Raw genomic sequence first — 21,717 nt, forward strand, 5'->3', positions numbered from 1 at the left:
ACAATTTGTACTCCATGTACATTTCCTACATCCATTTCATCCATGGTCACTACATACTTAGGAAAGTTATCACTTAGTTCCAATAAATTATTGATTTCCCGATCCGAATCGTCCGGAAGCCTTCTGCATACCTGGACATAGATTCTTTTATCCTGCTTAACTCCCACAAAATCAATTTCTTTTCTTTCATTTTTTCCGATAAAAACACTATATCCTTTTCTTAACAACTCGAAATATACAATGTTTTCCAACATAGCTGCAATGGATCGGGGATTGAACCCTAAAATACAGTATTTTAAAGAAGAATCGGCCAAATAAAACTTTTCCTGTGTTTTTAATATCGATTTCCCCTGAAGGTCATATCTCGAGCATCGATAAATCACAAACGCTTTCTCCAGCCACTCCAGATAATTATAAATAGATTCTGTCGTTAAGGAACGTCCTTCACCTTTTAAATATTTTACGATCGTGTTGGCCGAAAACGTTTTTCCCACATTTTCTACAATGAACTTTACTACACGGTTAAAAAGGTCATAATTTTTAATATTAAATCGTTTTGTAATGTCGTTTGTAATTACAGAATGATAGATTCCTTCCACAATCTGATAGGAAGATCTTTCATCTAAGTCATGATCTGCTATGATAGGGAATCCTCCTGTCCGGATATATTCCATCAATAGATCTTGCTTTGATAAATCGGTTCCTTCTTTAAAAACCAGGTATTCTGAAAAAGAGAGTGTATATACCGGTATCTCCACATATCGCCCCGATAGATAGGTCGATATTTCTCTAGACATTAGTTTTGAATTGGATCCAGTCACATAAATATCCGTTGAAAAATTTTCCAGTAGACTATTGATAGATTTTTCCCAATCTGTTACTTCCTGTACTTCATCCAATAACAGATAATACTTTTTTCCGTCTTTGATTTCTTTTTTGATATCCTCATACATATCTTTATCTGTCATTCCGTTATCGAAATCTTCCGAGGTATATCTTCTTTGAATGATGTGATCCTTACTGATACCCGATTGAATCAGATTCTCGCAAAACATTTCCAGTATCGTTGATTTTCCACAACGACGGATTCCCGCCAGAATCTTCACTAACGGAAGATCTTTATAACGATTTAAAAGATCAAGGTAATAAGGTCTTGGAATCATAAAGCGTACCTCCACAATCATTGTACTAAAAAAACGGGTATATATAAAGTTTTTACTTAAAATGATGAAAAACTTTTTAAAATCTAGAGGTTTTTACTTATTTTCGATAAAAACTTTTTAAAAGGACTGATTCATCAATGAACCATTCCTCATAAATTGTTCTATTCTGTCTCTGTTTCCGGATATTTCTCGTCGATCAATTCTTTCATCATTCTGTAACAATACAAAGCAGCTTCCATATTGGGTACATTGTCGGCTCCCTCCATGGCACCTCGCATCAGATGATCCAGGGCCATAACATAAGCCATCCTGTTACATTCTGTATCGTTCTCTTTTTTATATCCTTGATCAAATCGATCGCATTGATCCCCAGTACACCGGGCTTATATTCCATTGCATTGCCTCCTACTTTTTATTTCTCTGTTTACGGATGGCCCCGGTTTCTTTATCGGTCAATGACATCTTAGCCCCTTCGATTTCTTCACCGGTTGTCGCATTGGCTTTTGAAATTTCCACTTTTGTTGGTATTCCATTATCATCAACACTAAATGTGATATCCGATGTTGTGCAATATCCATACTAAACCGGGACTGTTCGACAAAAAAAACGAAAGCCTCCTATTCAAGACTTTCGGAAATGTTTGGATGGCGTCCCCGACAGGAATCGAACCTGCGACGTTCCGCTTAGGAGGCGGACCCTCTATCCTACTGAGGTACGGAGACTTGAAATCAAAGCTCAGTTTTTGATCAAACTGAGCTTTTGTGTTTTCTGGCGCACCCGACAGGAATCGAACCTGCAACCGCTTGAATCGGAATCAAGTACTCTATCCAATTGAGCTACGGGCACATTGCCAATTCATTATACAATAATTTTTATAGAATTCCACTTTAGATTTATGGTATATTTTTAAAGATTATTTTTAAGGAGGAGATTATGGCTAAAAGAATCATTCAAGTGGAAGAAAAAGTTCCTGGAAAACTTTTGGTTCCACTCAGCATTCAACATATGTTCGCCATGTTTGGTGCCAGCGTTCTGGTTCCTTTCATGTTTGGAATCAATCCTGCCATCGTTCTTTTGATGAATGGTATTGGAACATTGTTGTTTATCTTTATCACAAAGGGAAAAGCTCCGGCATATCTGGGAAGCAGTTTTGCCTTTATTGCGCCTGGAAACGCAATCATTGCCAGCATGGGTTATGAATACGCCCTGGGCGGATTTGTGGTTGTCGGTTTCTGTGGATGTTTGCTGGCCGGGATCATCTACAAATTCGGAACCAAATGGATCGATATCGTACTGCCAAGTGCAGCCATGGGCCCTGTTGTTGCTTTGATCGGATTGGAACTTTCAAGCAGTGCCGCCAGCACTGCCGGTCTGCTCGATCAAGCGATCCAGTTTGAAAACGTACTTGTATTTGGCATCACGTTAGGCGTTGCCGTGATTGGCAGTGTGTGCTTCAAAAAGTTTCTAAGTGTTATCCCTATCTTGATTGCCGTGGTAGCCGGATATCTTAGCGCCGTGATGGTGGGAATCGTTGACTTTACCCCTGTCATGGAGGCCAGTCTGTTCGCCATCCCGAATTTCACCTTTCCAAAGTTTGATATCAATGCGATCTTAATGATGCTTCCTGTCTTACTGGTAATTGCCAGCGAACACATCGGGCATCAGATCGTGACCGGAAAGATCGTAGGCCGTGATTTGATCAAAGATCCAGGTCTTCACCGCTCTTTATTTGCGGATAATTTTTCCAGTATGCTTTCCGGACTTATCGGATCGGTTCCGACAACGACCTATGGAGAAAACATCGGTGTTATGGCCATTACCGGCGTATACAGTGTACAGGTCATTGCCGGTGCTGCGATCCTTTCTATCGTATGTTCTTTTATCGGGCCATTGTCCGCTTTGATTCAAACGATCCCAAATCCAGTCATCGGAGGAATCAGTTTCTTATTGTACGGAATGATTGGAACCAGCGGGTTGCGAATCCTGGTCGACAATAAAGTAGACTATGGAAAAAGCGTCAACATGGTCTTGACCAGCGTTGTATTCGTTGTTGGACTCAGCGGCGTGACCATCACGATTGGAAGCATTTCTTTATCCGGAATGGTACTTGCCTGTATCACAGGTATGCTGATGTCTTTATTGTTCTATCTGTTTGATAAACTGCATTTGCTCAATGACGAGTCTTAAAGGTGTCCTGGACACCTTTTTTTAGTACCGTACCCGAAAGCCTTTTTCTTTGGTTTTCGGGATGATTTTTTTATCCACCGAATCGATATGGAGCCTTGGCATAATGACCAGCTGATGAATCAGAAATATGATCTTTTCCCTGGGTCCCTGCAGCTCACAAAGGACACTTCCATCATACTGGTTTTGGACCCATCCGCTTAATTCAAGATCTTTGGCCAGTTTGCTCACTTCATAGCGAAATCCCACTCCCTGCACAATGCCTGTAAAAACGATTCGCATACGAACCTCATCATTTTGTATCGCTGGATCCTCTTGTTTGTTTCGAAACAGTCTCATAAAAATCTTCCTTTTTTTAATTATATCAGAAAGCGCTTTCCATATTGACACGATCTTTTTCGCGTGATAAAACCTAGAATAGATATTTTGAATGTCCAAGAAAGAAGGGACAACCATGAATCCTGTGCGAAAGATCTATTGCCGGATCTACCAGAACGTTCTCCATCTGGCATTGCCTTTTTTGCCCTACCGGAAACCAGAGATCTTACCCAGTATTTTTTCGCTGGCAGATCTGTTTCTCTCAAAAGATATACAAAGTGTACTTTTGATCACCGACAAAAGTATCCGTTCTTTTGGCTTAAGTCAGCCTTTAGAAGCGGATCTAAAAGAAAAAGGGATCCAGTGCATCGTCTATGACGATACCGTTCCCAATCCAACCAGTGAAAATGTAGAAGAAGCCAGAAAGCTCTATATTCAGAATCACTGCCAGGCTTTGATCGGTTTTGGAGGCGGCTCTTCCATTGACTGTGCAAAAGCGGTAGGGGCCCGAATTGCCCGCCCTAAAAAGAGTTTGGCCAAAATGGAAGGAATACTGAAGGTATTAAAGAAAATTCCTCCTCTGGTAGCCATTCCTACCACAGCCGGAACTGGAAGCGAAACAACTTTAGCGGCGGTGATCGTAGACTCTAAGACACGGCACAAATACCCGATCAATGATTTTCCTTTGATTCCCCGCTACGCTGTCCTGGACCCTTACCTTACTAAGACCCTCCCGCCTTCTTTGACCGCAACGACAGGAATGGATGCCCTGACACATGCCGTTGAGGCATATATTGGAAATTCCACCACCAAAGAGACACGCGAAGATGCCGTGAAAGCCATTCAGCTGATTTTTATGAATCTTGCCAAGGCCGTCAATGACGGAAACGATCTGGATGCCCGCAAAAACATGCTGGAAGCTGCTTTTTTGGCCGGGAATGCATTTTCTCAGTCTTATGTTGGATACGTTCATGCCATCGCTCATTCTTTAGGCGGCCAGTACAATATCCCTCACGGTTTTGCCAACGCCGTGATCCTGCCGATGATCCTGGAGGCTTATGGAAGCTCTGCAACCAAAAAGCTGGCTCAGCTTGCATCAGTGTCTGGAACCAGTCATGCCCTGGATGAAAAACAGCGGGCAAAGGACTTTATAGAAGCCATTAAGACCATGAAAAAAACATTTGGGATCCCCGATACCTTCTCGCAGATCAAAGAAGAAGACATTCCCGCTTTGGCAAAACAGGCCGATCATGAGGCAAACCCGCTGTATCCTGTCCCGATGGAAATGGATACCAGAGAATTGGAAACTTATTATCATCAGTTAATGGAGGGACATCATGGAAGCTAAAGAAATCCAGGAAATCATTCAAAACCAGCGAGCTTACTTCGAGACCGGTGCTACCTTGCCTGTTCAAAAACGAATCGAAGCTCTTCAGCGACTGAAAAAAGCTATACAGGCCAACCAGGATAAGATCGAAGAAGCTTTAAAAAAAGATCTGGGGAAAAGTCCTACCGAAAGTTATATGTGTGAGATCGGTCTGGCTTTAAGCGAGATCTCATATATGATCAAGCATACCCGTCGTCTGGCAAAAGAAAAGCGGGTTCGCACACCGCTTTCCCAATATGTTTCCCGCAGCTTTGTCAAGCCTTCTCCTTACGGCGTCGTTTTGATTATGTCCCCATGGAACTATCCCTTCATGCTGACGATCGATCCATTGGCCGATGCCATTGCAGCCGGAAATACGGTTGTCCTGAAACCAAGTGCCTATTCTCCACACACCAGCGCGATTCTGGAAAAGATCGTTTCCATGATTTTTACACCGGAATATGTCACCTGCATCAACGGAGGAAGAAAAGAAAACCAGGCCTTGCTGGAACAAAAATTTGATTACATCTTCTTCACCGGAAGTAAAAGCGTCGGCCATCTGGTCATGGAAAAAGCCAGCCGGTATCTTACCCCTATCACTTTGGAGCTGGGCGGAAAAAGTCCCTGCATCGTAGATGACAGTGCCAAGATCGATTTGGCGGCCCGTCGGATCGTCTTTGGAAAATACCTCAACTGCGGTCAGACTTGTGTGGCCCCTGATTATATCCTCTGTGATGAGAAAATCAAAGATCAGCTGATCCAGGCTTTGATCCGCGAAATCCAGAAACAGTATTCTTCCGACCCTCTTAGTAAGAACAAAGATTATGGAAAGATCATCAATGAAAAACATTTCCATCGCCTTTGCTCTTTGATCGATGAAGAAAAGGTGGTCTATGGAGCAAAGTGCGATCATGCCTCCTTACAAATCGAACCCACGATCCTGGATCGTGTGACCTGGAAAGATGCCATCATGAAAGAAGAGATCTTTGGGCCTTTATTGCCGGTGTTGACATACAAAGGCCTAAACGAAGCCATCCAGACCATTCGATCGCATCCGCATCCCTTAGCGCTGTATATGTTTTCTCAAAATAAGACAAACATCGAAAAAGTGAAGTCTTACACTCAGTTTGGCGGCGGATGCATCAACGATGTCATCATCCATCTGGCTACATCCCAAATGGGCTTTGGCGGCGTTGGAGCCAGCGGCATGGGAGCGTATCATGGTAAGATCGGATTTGACACGTTCTCCCATAAAAAAAGTATGGTCGATAAAAAGACATGGATCGATCTGCCTATGCGTTATCAGCCATACAAAAATATTTGCGATAAAATGATAAAATTTTTCTTAAGATAGACGCTTGTCTATCTTTTTTATAATGCTTTTTCCAGTTTTCGGATCTTCTTTATCAGATCATCATAACGGTCCGGTTTCAACGACTGCGGCCCATCACAAAGGGCGCTCTCTGGATCGTTATGGACCTCGATCATCAAGCCGTCACATCCGGCCACCACACTGGCTTTGGCCATCGGCTCAACCAGCCACCATTTTCCCCCGGCATGGCTGGGGTCGATGATGATCGGCAAATGCGTCAGGCGCTTCAAGACAGGGATTGCCTGCAGATCCAGAGTATTTCGAGTATACGTTTCAAAAGTACGGATCCCTCTTTCACACAAGATCACATTCGGATTGCCATGGGCCATAATATATTCGGCCGACATCAGCCACTCTTCATAAGTATTGGATAAGCCTCGCTTTAGAAGAACCGGCTTTTTTATCCGTTCTCCGACTTCTTTTAATAAATCAAAGTTCTGCATATTGCGGGCCCCGATTTGTACCAGATCGACCTTATCATTGAATTCTTCGATGTGTTTTTCCGACATCAGTTCACTCACGATAGGAAGACCCGTCTCTTCTTTGGCCTTGACCAAAAGATCCAAGGCCGAAGAACCCATCCCCTGAAAGGAATAAGGAGAAGTTCTTGGCTTGTAGGCGCCGCCCCTTAGCAAATTGGCTCCGCTTTCCTTGACGCGGTGTGCCACTTCCAAAAGCTGTTCCTTTGATTCCACCGAACAAGGCCCGGCAATCAATGTCAGTTCCTTCGATCCCACTTTTACACCGGATACATCGATCACACTGTCTTCAGGATGAAAGGCCCGGTTGGCCAGCTTGTAAGGTTCACTGACCTTCATGATACGCTCAACGCTTTCCTCTACTTCGATGCGTTTTGGATCCACCCGGGTCGTATCTCCGACCAGTCCGACGACAAGCGTATTCTCTCCTTGGGAAATATGTGTCTGTAATCCTAGCTTCTCTACTTTATCCAGCACCCTCTGGATATCCTTTTTTTGGGCCTGAGGCTTAAATACGATAATCATCTGGTATCCCTCCTATACAAAAAGTCCCTTCCACCATAAGGGCGAAAGGGACATCGCGTTACCACCTTAATTCAAGAACACTTCACAGTATTCTCCTCATCGAGTACCATCATACTCTAACACTGTAACGGGTGTGCCCGGAATGACCTACTGAATTCAGTCTTCTACTCCAAGATGTATTCCATAAAGTTTCCGCCCTTCTTTTCACCAGCCAGAAGGTCTCTTTCGCTTAGACTTTATGTACTCTTTCTTATCACTGTAGTTGACTTTATTTTATGAGAGCATCTTGACTTTGTCAACGTTCAAACAGCGTTGGTATCGTTTTTTCATTGTACTGGGTCGATATGATGCCCCCATCGCTCAAGCGGGAATACACTCCGGCAAATTCTCCATTATAAACATAGAGCCCGCTCATATTGGAATATTCCATAAACGCATCCTGGTTGACCAAATCAATATTCAAAGTCTTAAACGGTGTGATATAGCGCTGAACGATATAGTTATCGTTAATATGCTCTCTGAGCACTTTCTCCCATTGATTGCGATGCAGATCCACACCGGCCCATACGCCTTTTGAAGCATAAGAATCTTTCGGCTTGATGATCCAGTGGTCTTTATCTTCTAAAACCCTGGAAATTCGATCTTCGCTCAAATCGTAGGTTACAGGGCAATGAGCCTGTATGAATTCAATGTCTTCTTGCGAAAAATAACGCTGCATTTGCGGGTCTGTCAAAACTTGCATGATTTGTTTATGATGAACAAGCTGAGTCTGAAAAGCCCCTATGCAACAAAAAGCATGATCTAAATACGCCTGAATAAAAGGCTGGATCTGATCGATATGATCCATCACATCCCGGGTAACGGCTCGCCGATAGATGACATCGATCGGCTTTCCGGTTTTTTGAGATACAAGTTTTCCTTGTTTATAATCCAGTTTTCGAATATCGATGACTTCGCAATCAAATCCTTTATCCTTATACACCTGCTCAAAAACATACAGTTCGGTATAGTAGGCGTTTTCTAAAAAATCGCAGATCCCAATGCGTGGATTCTCCGGCACTCCAGGATCTTCTTTCATGGTCTGGATCAAAGCATCGGCCCAGCGATCCACCAGTTCTAAGATCTCATAGGAATGCGGGTCATACTGATAAATATTATTCAAGCACAGAAAATCATTCAACCGCTTGTTTTCGTTCATAGCCGAAGTTCCATCGGTATTGAATTCACAAAAGGCAAAGTTTTTTGTTTTTTCATCATAAAAAATATCAATGCGGCAAATGGGAACCGGACTGGTATAAAAAGGTTCACATAAGATCAGCTCTTCCAGCTGCTTCGAAAATCCAAACAAAGTCCGAATACTGGAATCTTTTTTGTACGCATCGATCACTTTGGTAAAGATCCTGTAGGTCTGGTTTACAATTTGAATGAAATTTTGTTTATCCGTCTGGGTAAAGATCTTAGGAACGTGCAAAGTCCGCGTATACATATTTCCTCCCAGATTCAATTCACTTTTCTGGATGGCCGTGGTAATCTTCATAGCACTTTCCTTGGAAGAAATCCAATGCGTCAAAATCAGCTTCTGATATGTCTGTTCTATGGTAAGATCCGGAATATGCGCCTGATTTTCTACGATTTCTGTCAAAGGCAAAAGAAATTTCTTCTCTTTATCATTCAGGTATTCTGCTCCATCTTCAAGCATTTCTCGCAACAAGCCATAGGCAGAATATCCATAAACCTGGGCCTGATACCCTTTTTCTCTTAGATTCTTTAAAGCGGCACGGATATCTTGTTCATCCTTTGTCAAAGAGGCATATTTCTGTACATTCTTTTCGGAATAGAACAAACCTTTGATCAGGGCACAATACGCCTGCGTATATAAAGGCGGCATAGAATCGGCACTGCGAATCTCTATAAACTGTTTCAAACGAACATTCCAGAACACCATCGAAAGATAATGCCCAATGCAGGCTTCATCATAGCCATAGCTTTGAGCGACTTCCTCACAGGTTTTTTCCTGTGTATCGACAAATTCTCCATGATCGTTCATCAAGATCAGCGGAGTATCCATAAGCACTTTGGCATAGGCATCGAATCCAAAATCATCCAAAAAGAGACCGGGAAAGATTCCGCATCGTTTCGGGTCGGTATGCGTCCAAATCGAATCTCGTAATAAAATATCTTCATTCTTCTTTCCGGCATAAACAAAACTGTGTGAAGTTATAAAAGCCAGAAGCGGATGCAGGATGTGGGCCATGCGATATTTATTGATGAAATCTTTTTCATCCGCATAATCCACACTGACATGCACGGCCGCGGTGGCCTTCATCATTTCTTTGCCTCGCTGACCGGTCTTTTCAAAGTATTTCTCCATCAGCTCATAGCGCTGTTTATCAATGCGTAAAACCTGCTGAGCCGACACGCCAGGAAGACCGCCGACACAAAGGCATTCGTATTCTAAATCGCAAAGATAACCAAGGATGGGCTTCAGCGCCTTCAGGTAGATCTTTAAGATCGTATCCAGATCTTCCATGCAGGCGATGGAGATTTCTAACTGAGAACCCGGCTCCAGAGTGATCAAAACATCCGGGGATTCTAAGCCGATCAGCTGCCCTTGTTCATAATAATGATCCGGGTAGTCTTCTTTTAGAGTCTCTAAAAGAGCCCCCACCCCTTTAGGGCCGTGATACGGCATCGGTGTTCCGTCTTTTTTGGAAACAAGAAAATGTTCGACTTCCAAACCAATCTGGCCCGTTTGAGAATGTTTGGATCCTTTTAGAAAATAATCAGTGAGTGGCATCATAATAAATCGATTTCTTAACGGCTTCTGTCTTTTCCTTTCCCAGAAGCTCTTCAATGATACTAAAGGCAAATTCAATGCTTGCGGCTGCCGATATGGCCGTGATGATATTGCCGTCACGAACCGTATACCGATACTGGTATTCTCCGCCAAAATCTTCATTCATGCTTTCAAAACATGTGTATTTCTTCCCTTTCAACAAGCCCAGTTTTCCTAAGATCGTCGGCGCGGCACAGATTGCAGCCAACACTTTATCCTGAGCAAAGGCTTTTAATTGTTCGCATACTTTTTCATTGGACACGATTTTTTCCCAATGCGGCCCTCCAGGAAGAATCAAACAATCGGCCTTGGAGAAATCATACGAATCAAAAGGAATCGAAGGCGAATAAGTTACGCCAAAACGGCCTGTGACATGATCGTTTTCTACACTGACAATATCGACTTCGATGCCAGCCCTTCTTAAAAGCGCAATTGGTCCCATTGCTTCCAGTTCTTCAAAACCATTATCCATTACGATACAAGCTTTCACGTTTATCACCTCGGTTTTAGTATACAACGAACCTTATTTTTGATACAAACCGTTTGATAGACCCGGTTGCGTTTAAAAGTTATTTTTCCCTTTGAAATGATATAATATAGAAAAGAGAGAAGGAACACATATGAACCATTTAATCAATCCCAGAAGAAAAGAAGTACGGATGATGGCCCTTTTCTATATTCTTTTTGGACTCATCCTGATTTTTTTGAACAAAGACCTGCTTTCCATTGCGATCCGTATTCTCGGTGTAGCTTTGGTGGCTGCCGGGATCACCTTTTTGTACACGTATTTTGGCAAACGGATCTCGGTAGATACCACGCCTTTGTTTGCCGGCCTTCCCTGCCTGTTGGTGGGAATCTTTCTGATTCTGTCTCCGGAGTCTTTGATTGCGATGCTTCCGATCCTAACGGGAATCGTTATCATGGTCAATTCCATCATTCAGCTTCAAAAATCGTTCTTACTCAAAGACTACGGCTTTTCAAACTGGAAGATCTCCGCCATTGTTTCCGCCATCTGTCTGGGAATCGGAATCTTATTACTGTTAAAGCCGTTGCAGTCGGTGGCATTTCTTATGCAGGTGATCGGCTTGAGCCTGATCGTGGAAGGCGTTCTTCTTTTCGGCTACGATTACACACTTCATAAATACAAAAAACAATTTGAAGAATTCGAATAAAAAAGGATCACCTTAACGATGATCCAACGCGTTTAGAAAACGATGCAGGAATTCACTTCCATCTTTTTCAAGACCATATTCGCCCAGTTTGATACTGGGCTTTTTTTCGCCGTGGAAATCACTTCCGCAAGTGATCAAAAGGTTATGTTTACGGGCAAAGCTTTCATAATATTCATTATGTTCCGGCTTATGGTAGTTGCTGTAAGCCTCCAATCCGTCGATTCCGCAATCCAGCGCGTATTGAAGACGTTCTTGGTTATGATAGAACGTCTGATACGGATGGGCAATGATCGCAAGACCTCCTGCTTCATGAATCTTCTGGATCGTATCTTTAAAATCCGGGTTATACGCCTGAACATAGAGATCACTTCCCGGCATGCATTTATCCCAGAAAAAATTGACAGGAGCCGGGTCTGAGCGTTTGCCTCCAGGAATATAATCTTTGAAATCTTCAATTTCCTGATATCTTGGATCCTGAAAGATTCTTGTCATCATGATAAACCAAGGATTGGTCCCATTGGCTTCTTTCAATATTGCTTCTTCATCGATTTCCACATGATACTTGGCTCTTAGTTTTTCAACTCTTTGATGAAAAACGCCCTGATTTTTACTTTGAATATTTTTTTGAAGATTGACAAAATATGGATCTTTCAAATCAATTCCATACCCTAAGACATGGACATCATACTGGCCCAAGAGTGTCGAACATTCGATGGCAGGTATTATACGGATCCCGGCCTTTTTGCCTTCTTCGATCATTTCCAAAACTCCGGAAATCGTATCGTGATCGCTCAGGGCCGCTACTTGAATATCGGCTTGTTTAAGCATTGCGATCAGCTCAGCAGGAGAAAATTGTCCATCTCCGCTCCGATTGGAATGCATATGTAAATCAAAATTGTTCATATTTCTCATCCTTCCGACCCTATTTTAGTCAAAAGGAAGACTGACTGCAATCCATAGTCCGTAAAAAAAGGATGATTTTACATCACCCTTTCATCGTCTCCATCAATGCGAGAACCTCTTCTTTGGTGCATAAATTTTCCGAAAAGGCACTGGCACTTCCACTGCATACGCCTTTGATAAAGGCATGCGAATAATCATAATCACTTTCAATGCAGCCGGAAATGAAGCCGGCCACCATGGAATCTCCGGCACCTACAGAATTGATCACCGTTCCTTTCGGCGCCAAAGAGCGATGTTCCTTTCCGTTTTCATCCAATAACACAGCGCCTTTTCCGGCCATAGAAACCAGAATGTTGCGTGCTCCTAATTCCTGCAGCTTATGCGCATAAGGTAAAACTTCTTCCTGGGTGTTAAGTTCTACGCCAAAGATCTCTCCCAGTTCTATATTATTGGGCTTGATCAAGAATGGATGATAAGGAAGCACTTTCATCAGTAAGGTATTGGTCGCATCCACGACCACTTTGCATCCGATGTGCTGCACTCTTTGAAGAATCTGTTCGTACATCGTATCGGGGAGCGTACCGGGTATGCTGCCGGAAATAACCAAAATATCTTCTTTTTTCATAGCTTCCAGCTGTGTAAACAATTCTTCAATATTTTCTTTCTGAATGTTTGGCCCTTGTCCGTTGATTTCTGTCTCTTCATTGGATTTCATTTTGACATTGATTCTAGACAATCCTTCTTTGACTTGAATAAAGGAAGAAGAACAGCCAAACTCCTTCAAACGATGTTCAATTTCTTTTCCGGTAAAGCCGGCCATAAATCCCAAAGCGGTACTGGAATGTCCCAGATTGCTTAAAACGATGGCTACATTGATTCCTTTTCCGCCAGGAAGGATCTTTTCATACGTTGTCTTGTTGATTTGACCTGTCTTAAAGTCTTTTACCTGAATGATGTAGTCTAAAGATGGATTGAAAGTAACCGTGTAGATCATAATTGCCTCCTTTTATAGTGGATCTTTTTCTTTCTGAAAACAGAATACCATTTGAATTGTTGAAAGTCAAATAGAAAATTGTTGTTTTAACAGTTGACAAGCGAAATAAACGTGGTATTATACAGTTAGAACTTTTAGAACAACAGTTTAATCGAGAAAGGAGTTGTTAAAATGAAAGTTAAAGCGGTACGTCTTCACGGCGCCAACGATTTGCGCCTGGACGAATTTGAACTGCCGGAGATCAAGGATGACGAGATTCTGGTGAAAGTCGTTTCGGACAGCGTTTGTATGTCCACTTACAAATGTGCTATTCTTGGTACAAAGCATAAAAGAGTGCACGAAGATGTAGCGGATCACCCAGCCATCATGGGACATGAAATGGCCGGGGATATCGTCAAAGTCGGTGCCAAGCACCAGGACAAATTCAAACCAGGCATGAAATTTACCTTACAGCCTGCCTTGAACTACAAAGGAACCATGTGGTCTCCTGGCTATTCCTATGAATTCTTCGGCGGCGATGCCACTTACTGCATCATCCCACAAGAAGTTATGGAATTAGGATGCTTATTGGAATACAAAGGAAAGGCTTACTATGAAGCCAGTCTGGCAGAACCTATGTCATGTTCCATCGGCGCCTTCAATGCCGCCTACCATACTAAGATGGGGGTTTACACGCACGAAATGGGCATCAAAGAAGGCGGAAAGCTGGCGATTATGGCCGGAGCCGGACCTATGGGGTTAGGCGCACTGACATATGCTTTGCATAGAGACATTCGTCCAGGTATGGTGGTCGTAACCGATGTCAACCAGGATCGTTTGGACCGGGCGGCTCACTTGTTCCCGCCGGAAGAAGCGAAAAAAGATGGAATTGACCTGCACTTTGTCAATACCGGAAACGTTGAAGATCCTGTTGCCTATTTAAGAGAACTTTCAGGCGGAACCGGATACGATGACGTATTCTGCTACGCACCTGTGGCTGCCGTAGTTGAACAATCCAGCGGCATTCTGGGACGCGATGGCTGTCTGAACTTCTTTGCCGGACCAACGGACAATCAATTCAGTGCCAAAATGAACTTCTATGATGTTCACTATAACTCCACTCACGTTATGGGAACGACCGGAGGAAATACTGCAGATATGATCGAATCCCTGGAACTGACAGCTCAGGGACGCATCGATCCATCGGTTATGGTCACTCACATCGGCGGGTTGGATGCCGCTGCTTCGACAACCTTGAATCTGCCTAAGATTCCTGGCGGAAAGAAGCTGATTTATACCCACATCTCGATGCCGCTGATCGCATTGGATGATCTGCGTTCCAAAGAAAAAGAAGATCCTCGTTATGGAAAACTGGCGGATATCGTTGAAGCCAATAAAGGTTTATGGTGTCCAGAAGCCGAAGAATATCTTCTTGCACACTTTACAGAAGAATAATCATTATCAGCTTTCGGTTTATCTCCGTTAAGGCTGATAAATCAGGAGGCTAAAATGGAAGTAATGGAAAAACGACGAAATGATATCGTACGCTTTGTCAACGAACAGGGGAGCGTGACTTTTGCCCAAATCAAAGAACGCTTTCCTTCTGTTTCCGATATGACATTACGCACCGATTTAAAGGTGCTGGATGCCGACCAGCGTTTAGTCCGTATCCACGGCGGCGCTAAATCGCTGGAAACAGTAACCGGAAACGATGACCTTTTAAAAAGACGATATATTCAGAATACCGATGAAAAAATGAGCATTGCGAAAAAGGCAATCGCACTGGCCGAACCGAATAAAACGATTTTTATCGATTCCGGCAGCACGACAACCATGTTGTCCAACATTTTACCGGATCAGCCAGGCACTTTCTTCACCAGTTCCCTATCGTGCGCCATAGAGATAGCGCGATTAAAACAGGCGCATTGTGTACTGTGTGGAGGAAGTATTAACCGCAATTCATTGAGCGTAACAGGAGCCGAAGCTTTGGAATTGTTAAGAAACGTCAACTTCGACATAGCCTTTATGGGAGTGACCCGCTATTCCAAACATACCGGCTTCACCTGTGAATCCTATGCCGACGCTCAGTTAAAGCGGCTTGTGATCCGCAAAGCCAGAAAATTAATTATATTAATGGATTCATCGAAATTAGATAAAGAAGGCACTTATCATATCTGCGACTTAAAAGATGCCGATATCGTTGTCAGTGATTCTCATCTTCCAGAAGACTTTATACAAGAATGCGAAGATCAGGGGGTTATCATACAATAACCTGGTCTTCTAGAAGGAAGACTATTATCATGAAAACAGCACTGCAGAAATTTGGTAAATTCCTGTCGGCGATGGTCATGCCAAACATTGGCGCTTTTATCGCCTGGGGATTTATTACCGCTCTCTTTATAGCCGACGGATGGCTGCCAAACGAACAGCTGGCATCCATTCAGCCATATATGCTGACGTATTTATTGCCGATCCTGATTGCCGCCACCGGCGGACGAATGGTCGGTAAAGACCGAGGCATGGTCATGGGAGCCATCGCCATCATGGGATGTATCGCCGGCGTTGGCGGAACCGAAGGCCAGACCATGTTGATGGCCGCCATGTTTATGGGACCTTTTGCCGGATGGATCATCAAAAAATTCGATCAGGCCATGGAAGGACACATGCCGGCCGGCTTCGAAATGCTTATCAATAACTTCTCGGTGGGCATCTTCGGTATGATCCTTGCGATCTTTGGATACTATATGATCGGCCCGCTGATGGAAATCATTCTGGCTGTATTAACGGCCGGCGTCAACGCTTTGATCACCCGCGGTCTTTTGCCGCTGGTTGCGATCTTTATCGAACCGGCCAAAGTACTGTTCTTGAACAATGCGATCAACCACGGGATCTTTACCCCGATCGGAATTGAACAGGCTGCCGAAACCGGACGCTCGATCATGTATATGCTGGAAGCAAATCCAGGACCAGGGCTAGGAGTATTGTTGGCGTACTGGTTCTTCTCCAAGGACAAAGCGACCAGAGATTCCGCCCCTGGAGCTATTATCATTCATTTTTTAGGTGGTATCCATGAGATCTATTTCCCATATATCTTAATGAACCCTATCGTGATCATCGCCCCTATCGTAGGAAACATCTGCGCCATCACCTTCTATTCATTGACGGGATGCGGCTTACAGGGACCTGCTTCGCCTGGATCCATCTTCGCCTTTGTATCCATGGCGCCAAAAGACTCGATCTTATTAACGATTTTAGGCGTCGTTATCGCCGCAGGTGTATCCTTTGCGATTGCCGGACCAATCATCAAACTGACCAGCTCCAAGGCCAAATCCCTGGATGAGGCCCAGGATCAAATGTCCGAAATGAAAGCACAGTCCAAAGGCCTGATCACAGACCAGAATATCTTCGCCGCTAAAAAGATCGTATTTGCCTGTGATGCCGGTATGGGATCCAGTGCAATGGGAGCGACAAAATTCCGCAACCGTTTAAAAACTGTTCGTCCGGATATTGTCGTCACAAACACCTCCGTTGACAACATTCCTGCCGATTGTGATATCGCAGTCGTACAGACCGTGCTTCAGGACCGCGCCAGAGAATGCGCACCGAATGCGATCCTGGTTACGATCAAAAACTTCCTAGCTGATCCGGCCCTGGATGAACTTTTCTTCCAGTTATCCACCGGAGATGCCCTGGTGACAGAAACAGAGGAAGAAGCACCTGCTCAGAAAGAAAATGAACCTTTGTTTGCCAAAGACGTGCTGATCAAAGAGGGTATCGTCTTGAACCAGAAGCCGGTTTCCAAAGAAGAGGCCATCGAAGCCGCCGGTAAAAAGCTGGTCGAACTGGGCTACGTTACAGAAGATTACGTTCCTGCCATGTTAGAGCGTGAGAAGATCGTTACCACTTACATTGGAATGGGGCTGGCCATCCCTCATGGAACAACGCACGGGGATGGAACAATCAAAAAAACCGGTATCGTATTGTTCCAATATCCAGAAGGTGTCCGCTTCGGTGAAGAAAAAGCCGAACTTGTCATCGGAATTGCCGGAAAAGGCGGAGAGCATATGGAGGTCCTCTCCAAAGTATGTACCGCATTGGACGATCCAGAAGTCCTGAAAAAAATGAAAACGACAGAAGACAAAGACTGGATCCTGGATATCTTGACAAAATAGTAAAACAAGAGGAGAAGCAACATGACTTCTCCTCTTTCTTATAAATCAAAAGCTTTTCCTAACACTTCGATTGCCTTTTCCTTATCCTGGGCGTCGATCGTCAAAGAAATCGAGATCTCGCTGGATGTGATCATATAATAGGGAATTTCATTTTCCCGCAGTGTATTCAAAACCTTAGAGGCAATTCCGCTGTGTGTGGAGATTCCCAATCCCACCAGGGAAAGTTTGATAAACCCCAACATCCGGGTGATTGGATATTTTTCCAGCACCTTATCCATGTTCTCCATGATGATCCGGCTTTGTTCTTCTGTACAATAGAAAGAAAAGTTGGCCTTTCCTTCATCATCCAGCTGTTGAGAGATCGTATCCAGATTGATATTGAGATCGGCAATCATTTTGAAAAGTTGGCCTAAAAATACACCGTCATTTTCGATATGATTGATGCGCATGATCGCATAATCATCTTTTACACTGATGCCCGTGATCGGCATATCTTCCAGCTGTTTTGTGTTCTCCATGATCCACGTTCCTTTCTTTTTCTCTTCAAGGGCCTTTCCTAAATACAAAGGCACCTGGTATTTACTGGCCAGTTCCACGCTTCGTGTTTCTAAAACCCCTGATCCCAAACAAGCCATCTGCATCATTTCTGAATATGTGATTTCCTTTAATCTTTTTGCCTTCGGATAAAGCCGCGGATCAATGGTGTACACGCCGTTGACATCCGTATAGATATGACACTCCCAGCCTAACTTTGCCGCCAGAGCGACAGCTGTCGTATCGCTTCCGCCACGCCCCAATGTCGTGATCTCGCCATTTTCCGTCGCCCCTTGAAAACCGGCCACCACAACGACCTTTCCTTCCTCTAAGTATTTCCTGACGTTGGTCAAATCAATATCTTTGATGCGGGCATGGGCATGATGATGGCTAGTGATAAAGCCGCACTGATATCCCGTCAAAGAAATCGCCGGGACCCCCAGGGCATCTATGGCCATCGCTAACAGTGTGATCGTCCGCTGTTCGCCCGTGGAAAGAAGAGAGTCCAGTTCCCGTTTGTTCATATGCGTGGAAACCTGCGAAGCCAAAGAAATCAGTTTATTGGTCATGCCGCCCATCGCACTGGCAACAACGATCAATGTATGCCCGGCTTCTTTCATCTCTTTGACATGTTTGGCAATCGCCAGTATTTGTTCAATGGAGCCAACGCTTGTCCCTCCATATTTTTCTACGATATGCATAAGATCCATCCTTTAAATCGCGTTTATTTTATCATTCAAAAATGCGTTTCGCAACCAAAGAAAAAGGCATCGGCCACCACCGACACCTTTCAATTTTTATGATAAATATCAAGTTCTTTATATTTTGATCAATTCGTACTCACGAGTTCCCAAACCAATCTTTTCGGCGTGTTCCAAACAGCTTTTCCATTCGGATTCCGGCGAAGAATTGGTAAAATGATCGTGATGATCTTTGAAATTCGGGTCTTCCAAATGACGCGCCAGCTGACTTCCTGGAAGCGGTTTTGAAGCCAGACAGGCATCCACACACGCCTGATCCAAGGCCAGCGGATCTTTTGAGACAAACATTCCTATATTCGGCAAGATCGGAACATCATTTTCTCCATGGCAGTCACAGTTCGGACTGACATCTACGATCAATGAAATGTGGAAACAAGGACGACCATCTACAACCGCCTTGGTATATTCTGCCATACGACGGTTCAGAAGGGCGTTGGCCGCATCGTTATCAAACTGGATCGCATCAAAATTACAAGCGCCCAAACAACGTCCGCATCCCACACAGTTGTTCGCATTTACATGCATCTTCTTTGTCGCTTCATCAAATTCAAGACCGCCATTGGCACACTCTTTCTGACAGCGGCGGCACCCTCGGCACGCTTCCGGATCAATATGTGGTTTTCCGCTGCTGTGCTGATCGCATTTTCCGGCACGGGAACCACATCCCATCCCAATATTTTTGATTGCACCGCCAAAACCTGTCATTTCATGCCCTTTAAAATGCGTTAAGGAAATGAAAACATCCGCATCCATGATGGCTCTTCCGATTTTCGCTTCTTTGATATATTCTCCACCCTGAACAGGAACATCGATATCGTCGGTTCCCTTCAAACCATCGCCAATAATAACCGGACAACCCACTGTCAGCGGCGTAAACCCATTCTGCCAGGCGCATTCCAAATGTTCCAATGCGTTTTTGCGGCTTCCAGGGTACATTGTGTTACAGTCGGTCAAGAACGGCTTTCCACCCAGCTCTTTGACAACATCTACGACGGCTCTGGCATAGTTTGGCCGTAAATAAGAGATATTTCCCAATTCTCCAAAATGCATCTTGATTGCGACAAATTTCCCTTCCATATCCAGATCGGCAATGCCCGCTCTTCGTACCAGCTTCTGCAGTTTGGTGGGAAGACCGTCACCAAAAGCCTCTGTATGAAAATCTGTAAAGTAAACTTTTGCCTTTTCCATGTATTTCACCTGTCTTTCAATCGTATTGTACACTAAATTTTCTTTTGAGAACCGCAAAAAAAGTTATTTGCATCTAACCATCTGTTGAACCGTAACCGATTTTGTCATGATCCGATCCCGGAAGGAAGCATCATGTTCCACCAGAAGCATGGTCGGCTCATATTGAAGAATCAGATCCTCAATTTGTTTACGCGTATAAATATCTATGAAATTCAACGGTTCATCCCAAATATATAAATGCGCTTTTTCGCACAGACTTCTTGCCAGCATCGCCTTTTTCTTCTGTCCGTCGGAAAAATTTTCCATATCGATCAAAAACTGTTCCCGTTCAAACCCCATTTTTCTAAGCAGGCTTTTATACAACGATTCATCGATGCCATACATTTTGGCATACTCTGAAAGATTCCCCTTTAAACTTGAAGTATCCTGAGACACATAAGAAATCACCAATCCAGAAGCCGCTTCTTTCCATCCTGTATAGGAGATCGAATCATCAAAAAGAAGCTTGATCAGCGAACTCTTTCCACTCCCGTTTTTCCCTTCCAGAAACATTCGATCTTTCTTCTCAATAGAAAAGCTCACCGGTGCACAAATCGGTTTCTTCTCATAACAGACCGATACGTTCTGATAAGATACCAGGACCCGGGAAGGATGCACCAGGGGTTCCAGCTTCAGTGTTTGGGCTTCTTCGGTATTTTTCAAGAGTTCCCGCTTTTGATCTAACGCTGCCTTCTGCCGATTCTCAATGGATTTTGAGCGTTTCATCATCTTAGCCGCCTTGTGTCCGACATATCCTTTATCCGCAGCCCCGATCTTGGAAGCTTCCACTTTATCCGACCACATGGCAGTTCGTTGGGAGGACTCTTTCAAACGTTGAATATCTTTTTTTAACCGCTCATTTTCCTGGGCCTCCCGTATTTGCCGTTTGGAAAAAGTTTCCAGCCAGGACGAATAGTTTCCGGCCTGCACTTCAATGTTCATTCGGTTAATGGCCAGGACATGATCAATGCATCCATCTAAAACCATTCGATCATGACACACCAGGATGAAACCTTTTTTCTTTCGAAGGTATTTCATTAGCGTCAAACGAGCCTGGGCATCCAGATGATTGGTCGGTTCATCGATCAATAAAAAATGCTCCGGTCTTAGAAACAGCACCGCCAACAAAACCTTTGTCTTTTCTCCCTGGGATAAAGTAAAGAAAGGACGATACAGAACTTCGGCATCCACTTCCAGTAAATTCAGTTCCCGAAAGATCATCCATTCCTCTATCGTGGGTTCAATTTCAAAAAGAATGTCTAAAGTCATCTTGGATTCATCCGAAACCTCAAATGGAAAATAATCAAAACGGACATTGGAATGAATCTTTCCCGTATATTCCATCTTTCCCATCAACAAAGACAAGAAAGTGGTTTTGCCTCGTCCGTTTCTTCCTACAAAGCCAAGTTTCCAATCGGTATCGATCATAAAATTCACATGTTCAAATACGGATTTCCCACTGTCTTCATATGTAAAACTCAAGTCCTCAACCTGTATCATCGACATAGACATCCCTCCCATAAAAAAAGCACTTTCGTACAGTAAAGAAAGTGCTTGACCATTCAATTTTTAAGAATAAAGCTCCGACAAAGTCCACATTACTGTATTCTGAAATATTCAATGTTTACAATTTGTCGAAGCAGTTTCATCTTATCACCAATTCAACTATAACACATCATGATGCGATTTCAAGATTCTATGCGATGCGTTTACGAATTTCCTGAATAAACAG

The 21,717-nt window shown here is 43.7% G+C and carries 18 protein-coding genes, 2 tRNA genes and 1 other annotated feature; of the genes, 7 read left to right on the forward strand and 13 right to left on the reverse strand.

Annotated features, from left to right (window positions below; translation table 11 throughout):
* From Q0K03_RS04115 to Q0K03_RS04130, 4 genes are all read right to left on the reverse strand, one after another.
* Positions 1–1,163: ATP-binding protein (locus tag Q0K03_RS04115; protein WP_297238021.1), on the reverse strand; the 1,163-nt coding region annotated here is incomplete at its 3' end.
* 161 nt (positions 1,164–1,324) lie between these two features.
* Positions 1,325–1,471, reverse strand: a complete 147-nt coding sequence (locus Q0K03_RS04120) for a hypothetical protein (protein ID WP_297238023.1) — start codon at positions 1,469–1,471, stop codon at positions 1,325–1,327.
* Positions 1,472–1,808: 337 nt separating this feature from the next.
* Positions 1,809–1,885: transfer RNA gene (locus Q0K03_RS04125), tRNA-Arg, on the reverse strand.
* 47 nt (positions 1,886–1,932) lie between these two features.
* Positions 1,933–2,009: transfer RNA gene (locus tag Q0K03_RS04130), tRNA-Arg, on the reverse strand.
* Positions 2,010–2,093: 84 nt separating this feature from the next.
* On the opposite strand from Q0K03_RS04130, the gene uraA reads away from it, so the two are divergent.
* Positions 2,094–3,350, forward strand: coding sequence for a uracil permease (gene uraA, locus Q0K03_RS04135; RefSeq protein ID WP_366774988.1), 1,257 nt, complete (start codon positions 2,094–2,096; stop codon positions 3,348–3,350).
* 21 nt (positions 3,351–3,371) lie between these two features.
* Here the strand turns inward: uraA and Q0K03_RS04140 are convergent, their stop codons facing one another.
* A complete protein-coding gene (locus tag Q0K03_RS04140; RefSeq protein WP_297238027.1) occupies positions 3,372–3,686 on the reverse strand; it encodes an acylphosphatase in 315 nt (104 codons plus the stop codon).
* 115 nt (positions 3,687–3,801) lie between these two features.
* Here Q0K03_RS04140 and Q0K03_RS04145 point away from each other — a divergent pair, with 115 nt between their 5' ends.
* Positions 3,802–5,013 (forward strand): iron-containing alcohol dehydrogenase, encoded by a 1,212-nt coding sequence (locus Q0K03_RS04145; protein WP_297238028.1) that lies wholly within the window; start codon positions 3,802–3,804, stop codon positions 5,011–5,013.
* Positions 5,003–6,385: an aldehyde dehydrogenase gene (locus tag Q0K03_RS04150; protein ID WP_297238030.1), complete on the forward strand. Its 1,383-nt coding sequence runs from the start codon at positions 5,003–5,005 to the stop codon at positions 6,383–6,385. The genes Q0K03_RS04145 and Q0K03_RS04150 overlap by 11 nt, the downstream gene beginning before the upstream one ends.
* A gap of 17 nt (positions 6,386–6,402) precedes the next feature.
* Here the strand turns inward: Q0K03_RS04150 and aroF are convergent, their stop codons facing one another.
* From aroF to Q0K03_RS04165, 3 genes are all read right to left on the reverse strand, one after another.
* Positions 6,403–7,407, reverse strand: coding sequence for a 3-deoxy-7-phosphoheptulonate synthase (gene aroF / locus Q0K03_RS04155; protein WP_297238032.1), 1,005 nt, complete (start codon positions 7,405–7,407; stop codon positions 6,403–6,405).
* Positions 7,408–7,441: 34 nt separating this feature from the next.
* Positions 7,442–7,673 (reverse strand) — a binding site (T-box leader).
* Between the two features lie 29 nt (positions 7,674–7,702).
* Positions 7,703–10,207: a glutamate-cysteine ligase family protein gene (locus Q0K03_RS04160; RefSeq protein WP_297238034.1), complete on the reverse strand. Its 2,505-nt coding sequence runs from the start codon at positions 10,205–10,207 to the stop codon at positions 7,703–7,705.
* Complete coding sequence (locus tag Q0K03_RS04165; protein WP_297238055.1) at positions 10,191–10,739, reverse strand: DJ-1/PfpI family protein; 549 nt, start codon at positions 10,737–10,739, stop codon at positions 10,191–10,193. The genes Q0K03_RS04160 and Q0K03_RS04165 overlap by 17 nt, the downstream gene beginning before the upstream one ends.
* A gap of 124 nt (positions 10,740–10,863) precedes the next feature.
* On the opposite strand from Q0K03_RS04165, the gene Q0K03_RS04170 reads away from it, so the two are divergent.
* A complete protein-coding gene (locus Q0K03_RS04170) occupies positions 10,864–11,415 on the forward strand; it encodes a DUF308 domain-containing protein (protein ID WP_297238036.1) in 552 nt (183 codons plus the stop codon).
* 12 nt (positions 11,416–11,427) lie between these two features.
* Here the strand turns inward: Q0K03_RS04170 and Q0K03_RS04175 are convergent, their stop codons facing one another.
* Both Q0K03_RS04175 and pfkB read right to left on the reverse strand, forming a co-directional pair.
* A complete protein-coding gene (locus Q0K03_RS04175; RefSeq protein WP_297238039.1) occupies positions 11,428–12,318 on the reverse strand; it encodes a PHP domain-containing protein in 891 nt (296 codons plus the stop codon).
* An 82-nt stretch (positions 12,319–12,400) separates the two neighbouring features.
* Complete coding sequence (pfkB, locus tag Q0K03_RS04180) at positions 12,401–13,312, reverse strand: 1-phosphofructokinase (protein WP_297238041.1); 912 nt, start codon at positions 13,310–13,312, stop codon at positions 12,401–12,403.
* 171 nt (positions 13,313–13,483) lie between these two features.
* Here pfkB and Q0K03_RS04185 point away from each other — a divergent pair, with 171 nt between their 5' ends.
* The 3 genes from Q0K03_RS04185 to Q0K03_RS04195 are packed head-to-tail and all read left to right on the forward strand — an operon-like array spanning position 13,484 to position 17,463.
* Positions 13,484–14,746 (forward strand): zinc-binding dehydrogenase, encoded by a 1,263-nt coding sequence (locus Q0K03_RS04185; protein ID WP_297238043.1) that lies wholly within the window; start codon positions 13,484–13,486, stop codon positions 14,744–14,746.
* Positions 14,747–14,800: 54 nt separating this feature from the next.
* Complete coding sequence (locus tag Q0K03_RS04190) at positions 14,801–15,562, forward strand: DeoR/GlpR family DNA-binding transcription regulator (protein ID WP_297238045.1); 762 nt, start codon at positions 14,801–14,803, stop codon at positions 15,560–15,562.
* A gap of 29 nt (positions 15,563–15,591) precedes the next feature.
* Positions 15,592–17,463: a PTS mannitol transporter subunit IICBA gene (locus Q0K03_RS04195; RefSeq protein WP_297238047.1), complete on the forward strand. Its 1,872-nt coding sequence runs from the start codon at positions 15,592–15,594 to the stop codon at positions 17,461–17,463.
* 38 nt (positions 17,464–17,501) lie between these two features.
* Here Q0K03_RS04195 and Q0K03_RS04200 read toward each other — a convergent pair whose 3' ends face one another.
* From Q0K03_RS04200 to abc-f, 3 genes are all read right to left on the reverse strand, one after another.
* Positions 17,502–18,698 (reverse strand): aspartate kinase, encoded by a 1,197-nt coding sequence (locus Q0K03_RS04200; RefSeq protein WP_297238049.1) that lies wholly within the window; start codon positions 18,696–18,698, stop codon positions 17,502–17,504.
* Positions 18,699–18,815: 117 nt separating this feature from the next.
* Positions 18,816–19,946 carry a DUF362 domain-containing protein gene (locus Q0K03_RS04205; RefSeq protein ID WP_297238051.1) on the reverse strand — a complete coding sequence of 377 codons (1,131 nt, stop codon included), beginning with the start codon at positions 19,944–19,946 and terminating at the stop codon, positions 18,816–18,818.
* Positions 19,947–20,009: 63 nt separating this feature from the next.
* A complete protein-coding gene (abc-f, locus tag Q0K03_RS04210) occupies positions 20,010–21,491 on the reverse strand; it encodes a ribosomal protection-like ABC-F family protein (protein ID WP_297238053.1) in 1,482 nt (493 codons plus the stop codon).
* Positions 21,492–21,717: the final 226 nt, after the last annotated feature.

Source organism: uncultured Faecalicoccus sp., from assembly GCF_944327125.1.
Classification (GTDB): domain Bacteria; phylum Bacillota_I; class Bacilli_A; order Erysipelotrichales; family Erysipelotrichaceae; genus Faecalicoccus.

Bases quoted from the DNA above. Each gene is read 5' to 3' on its own strand.
- Q0K03_RS04150 (WP_297238030.1), top strand. From the start codon at position 5,003: ATGGAAGCTAAAGAAATCCAGGAAATCATTCAAAACCAGCGAGCTTAC.
- pfkB (WP_297238041.1), bottom strand. From the start codon at position 13,312: ATGATCTACACGGTTACTTTCAATCCATCTTTAGACTACATCATTCAG.
- Q0K03_RS04175 (WP_297238039.1), bottom strand. From the start codon at position 12,318: ATGAACAATTTTGATTTACATATGCATTCCAATCGGAGCGGAGATGGA.
- Q0K03_RS04145 (WP_297238028.1), top strand. From the start codon at position 3,802: ATGAATCCTGTGCGAAAGATCTATTGCCGGATCTACCAGAACGTTCTC.
- Q0K03_RS04190 (WP_297238045.1), top strand. From the start codon at position 14,801: ATGGAAGTAATGGAAAAACGACGAAATGATATCGTACGCTTTGTCAAC.
- Q0K03_RS04185 (WP_297238043.1), top strand. From the start codon at position 13,484: ATGAAAGTTAAAGCGGTACGTCTTCACGGCGCCAACGATTTGCGCCTG.
- Q0K03_RS04160 (WP_297238034.1), bottom strand. From the start codon at position 10,207: ATGATGCCACTCACTGATTATTTTCTAAAAGGATCCAAACATTCTCAA.
- Q0K03_RS04200 (WP_297238049.1), bottom strand. From the start codon at position 18,698: ATGCATATCGTAGAAAAATATGGAGGGACAAGCGTTGGCTCCATTGAA.
- Q0K03_RS04205 (WP_297238051.1), bottom strand. From the start codon at position 19,946: ATGGAAAAGGCAAAAGTTTACTTTACAGATTTTCATACAGAGGCTTTT.
- Q0K03_RS04120 (WP_297238023.1), bottom strand. From the start codon at position 1,471: ATGGCTTATGTTATGGCCCTGGATCATCTGATGCGAGGTGCCATGGAG.
- Q0K03_RS04140 (WP_297238027.1), bottom strand. From the start codon at position 3,686: ATGAGACTGTTTCGAAACAAACAAGAGGATCCAGCGATACAAAATGAT.
- Q0K03_RS04195 (WP_297238047.1), top strand. From the start codon at position 15,592: ATGAAAACAGCACTGCAGAAATTTGGTAAATTCCTGTCGGCGATGGTC.
- abc-f (WP_297238053.1), bottom strand. From the start codon at position 21,491: ATGTCGATGATACAGGTTGAGGACTTGAGTTTTACATATGAAGACAGT.
- Q0K03_RS04170 (WP_297238036.1), top strand. From the start codon at position 10,864: ATGAACCATTTAATCAATCCCAGAAGAAAAGAAGTACGGATGATGGCC.
- aroF (WP_297238032.1), bottom strand. From the start codon at position 7,407: ATGATTATCGTATTTAAGCCTCAGGCCCAAAAAAAGGATATCCAGAGG.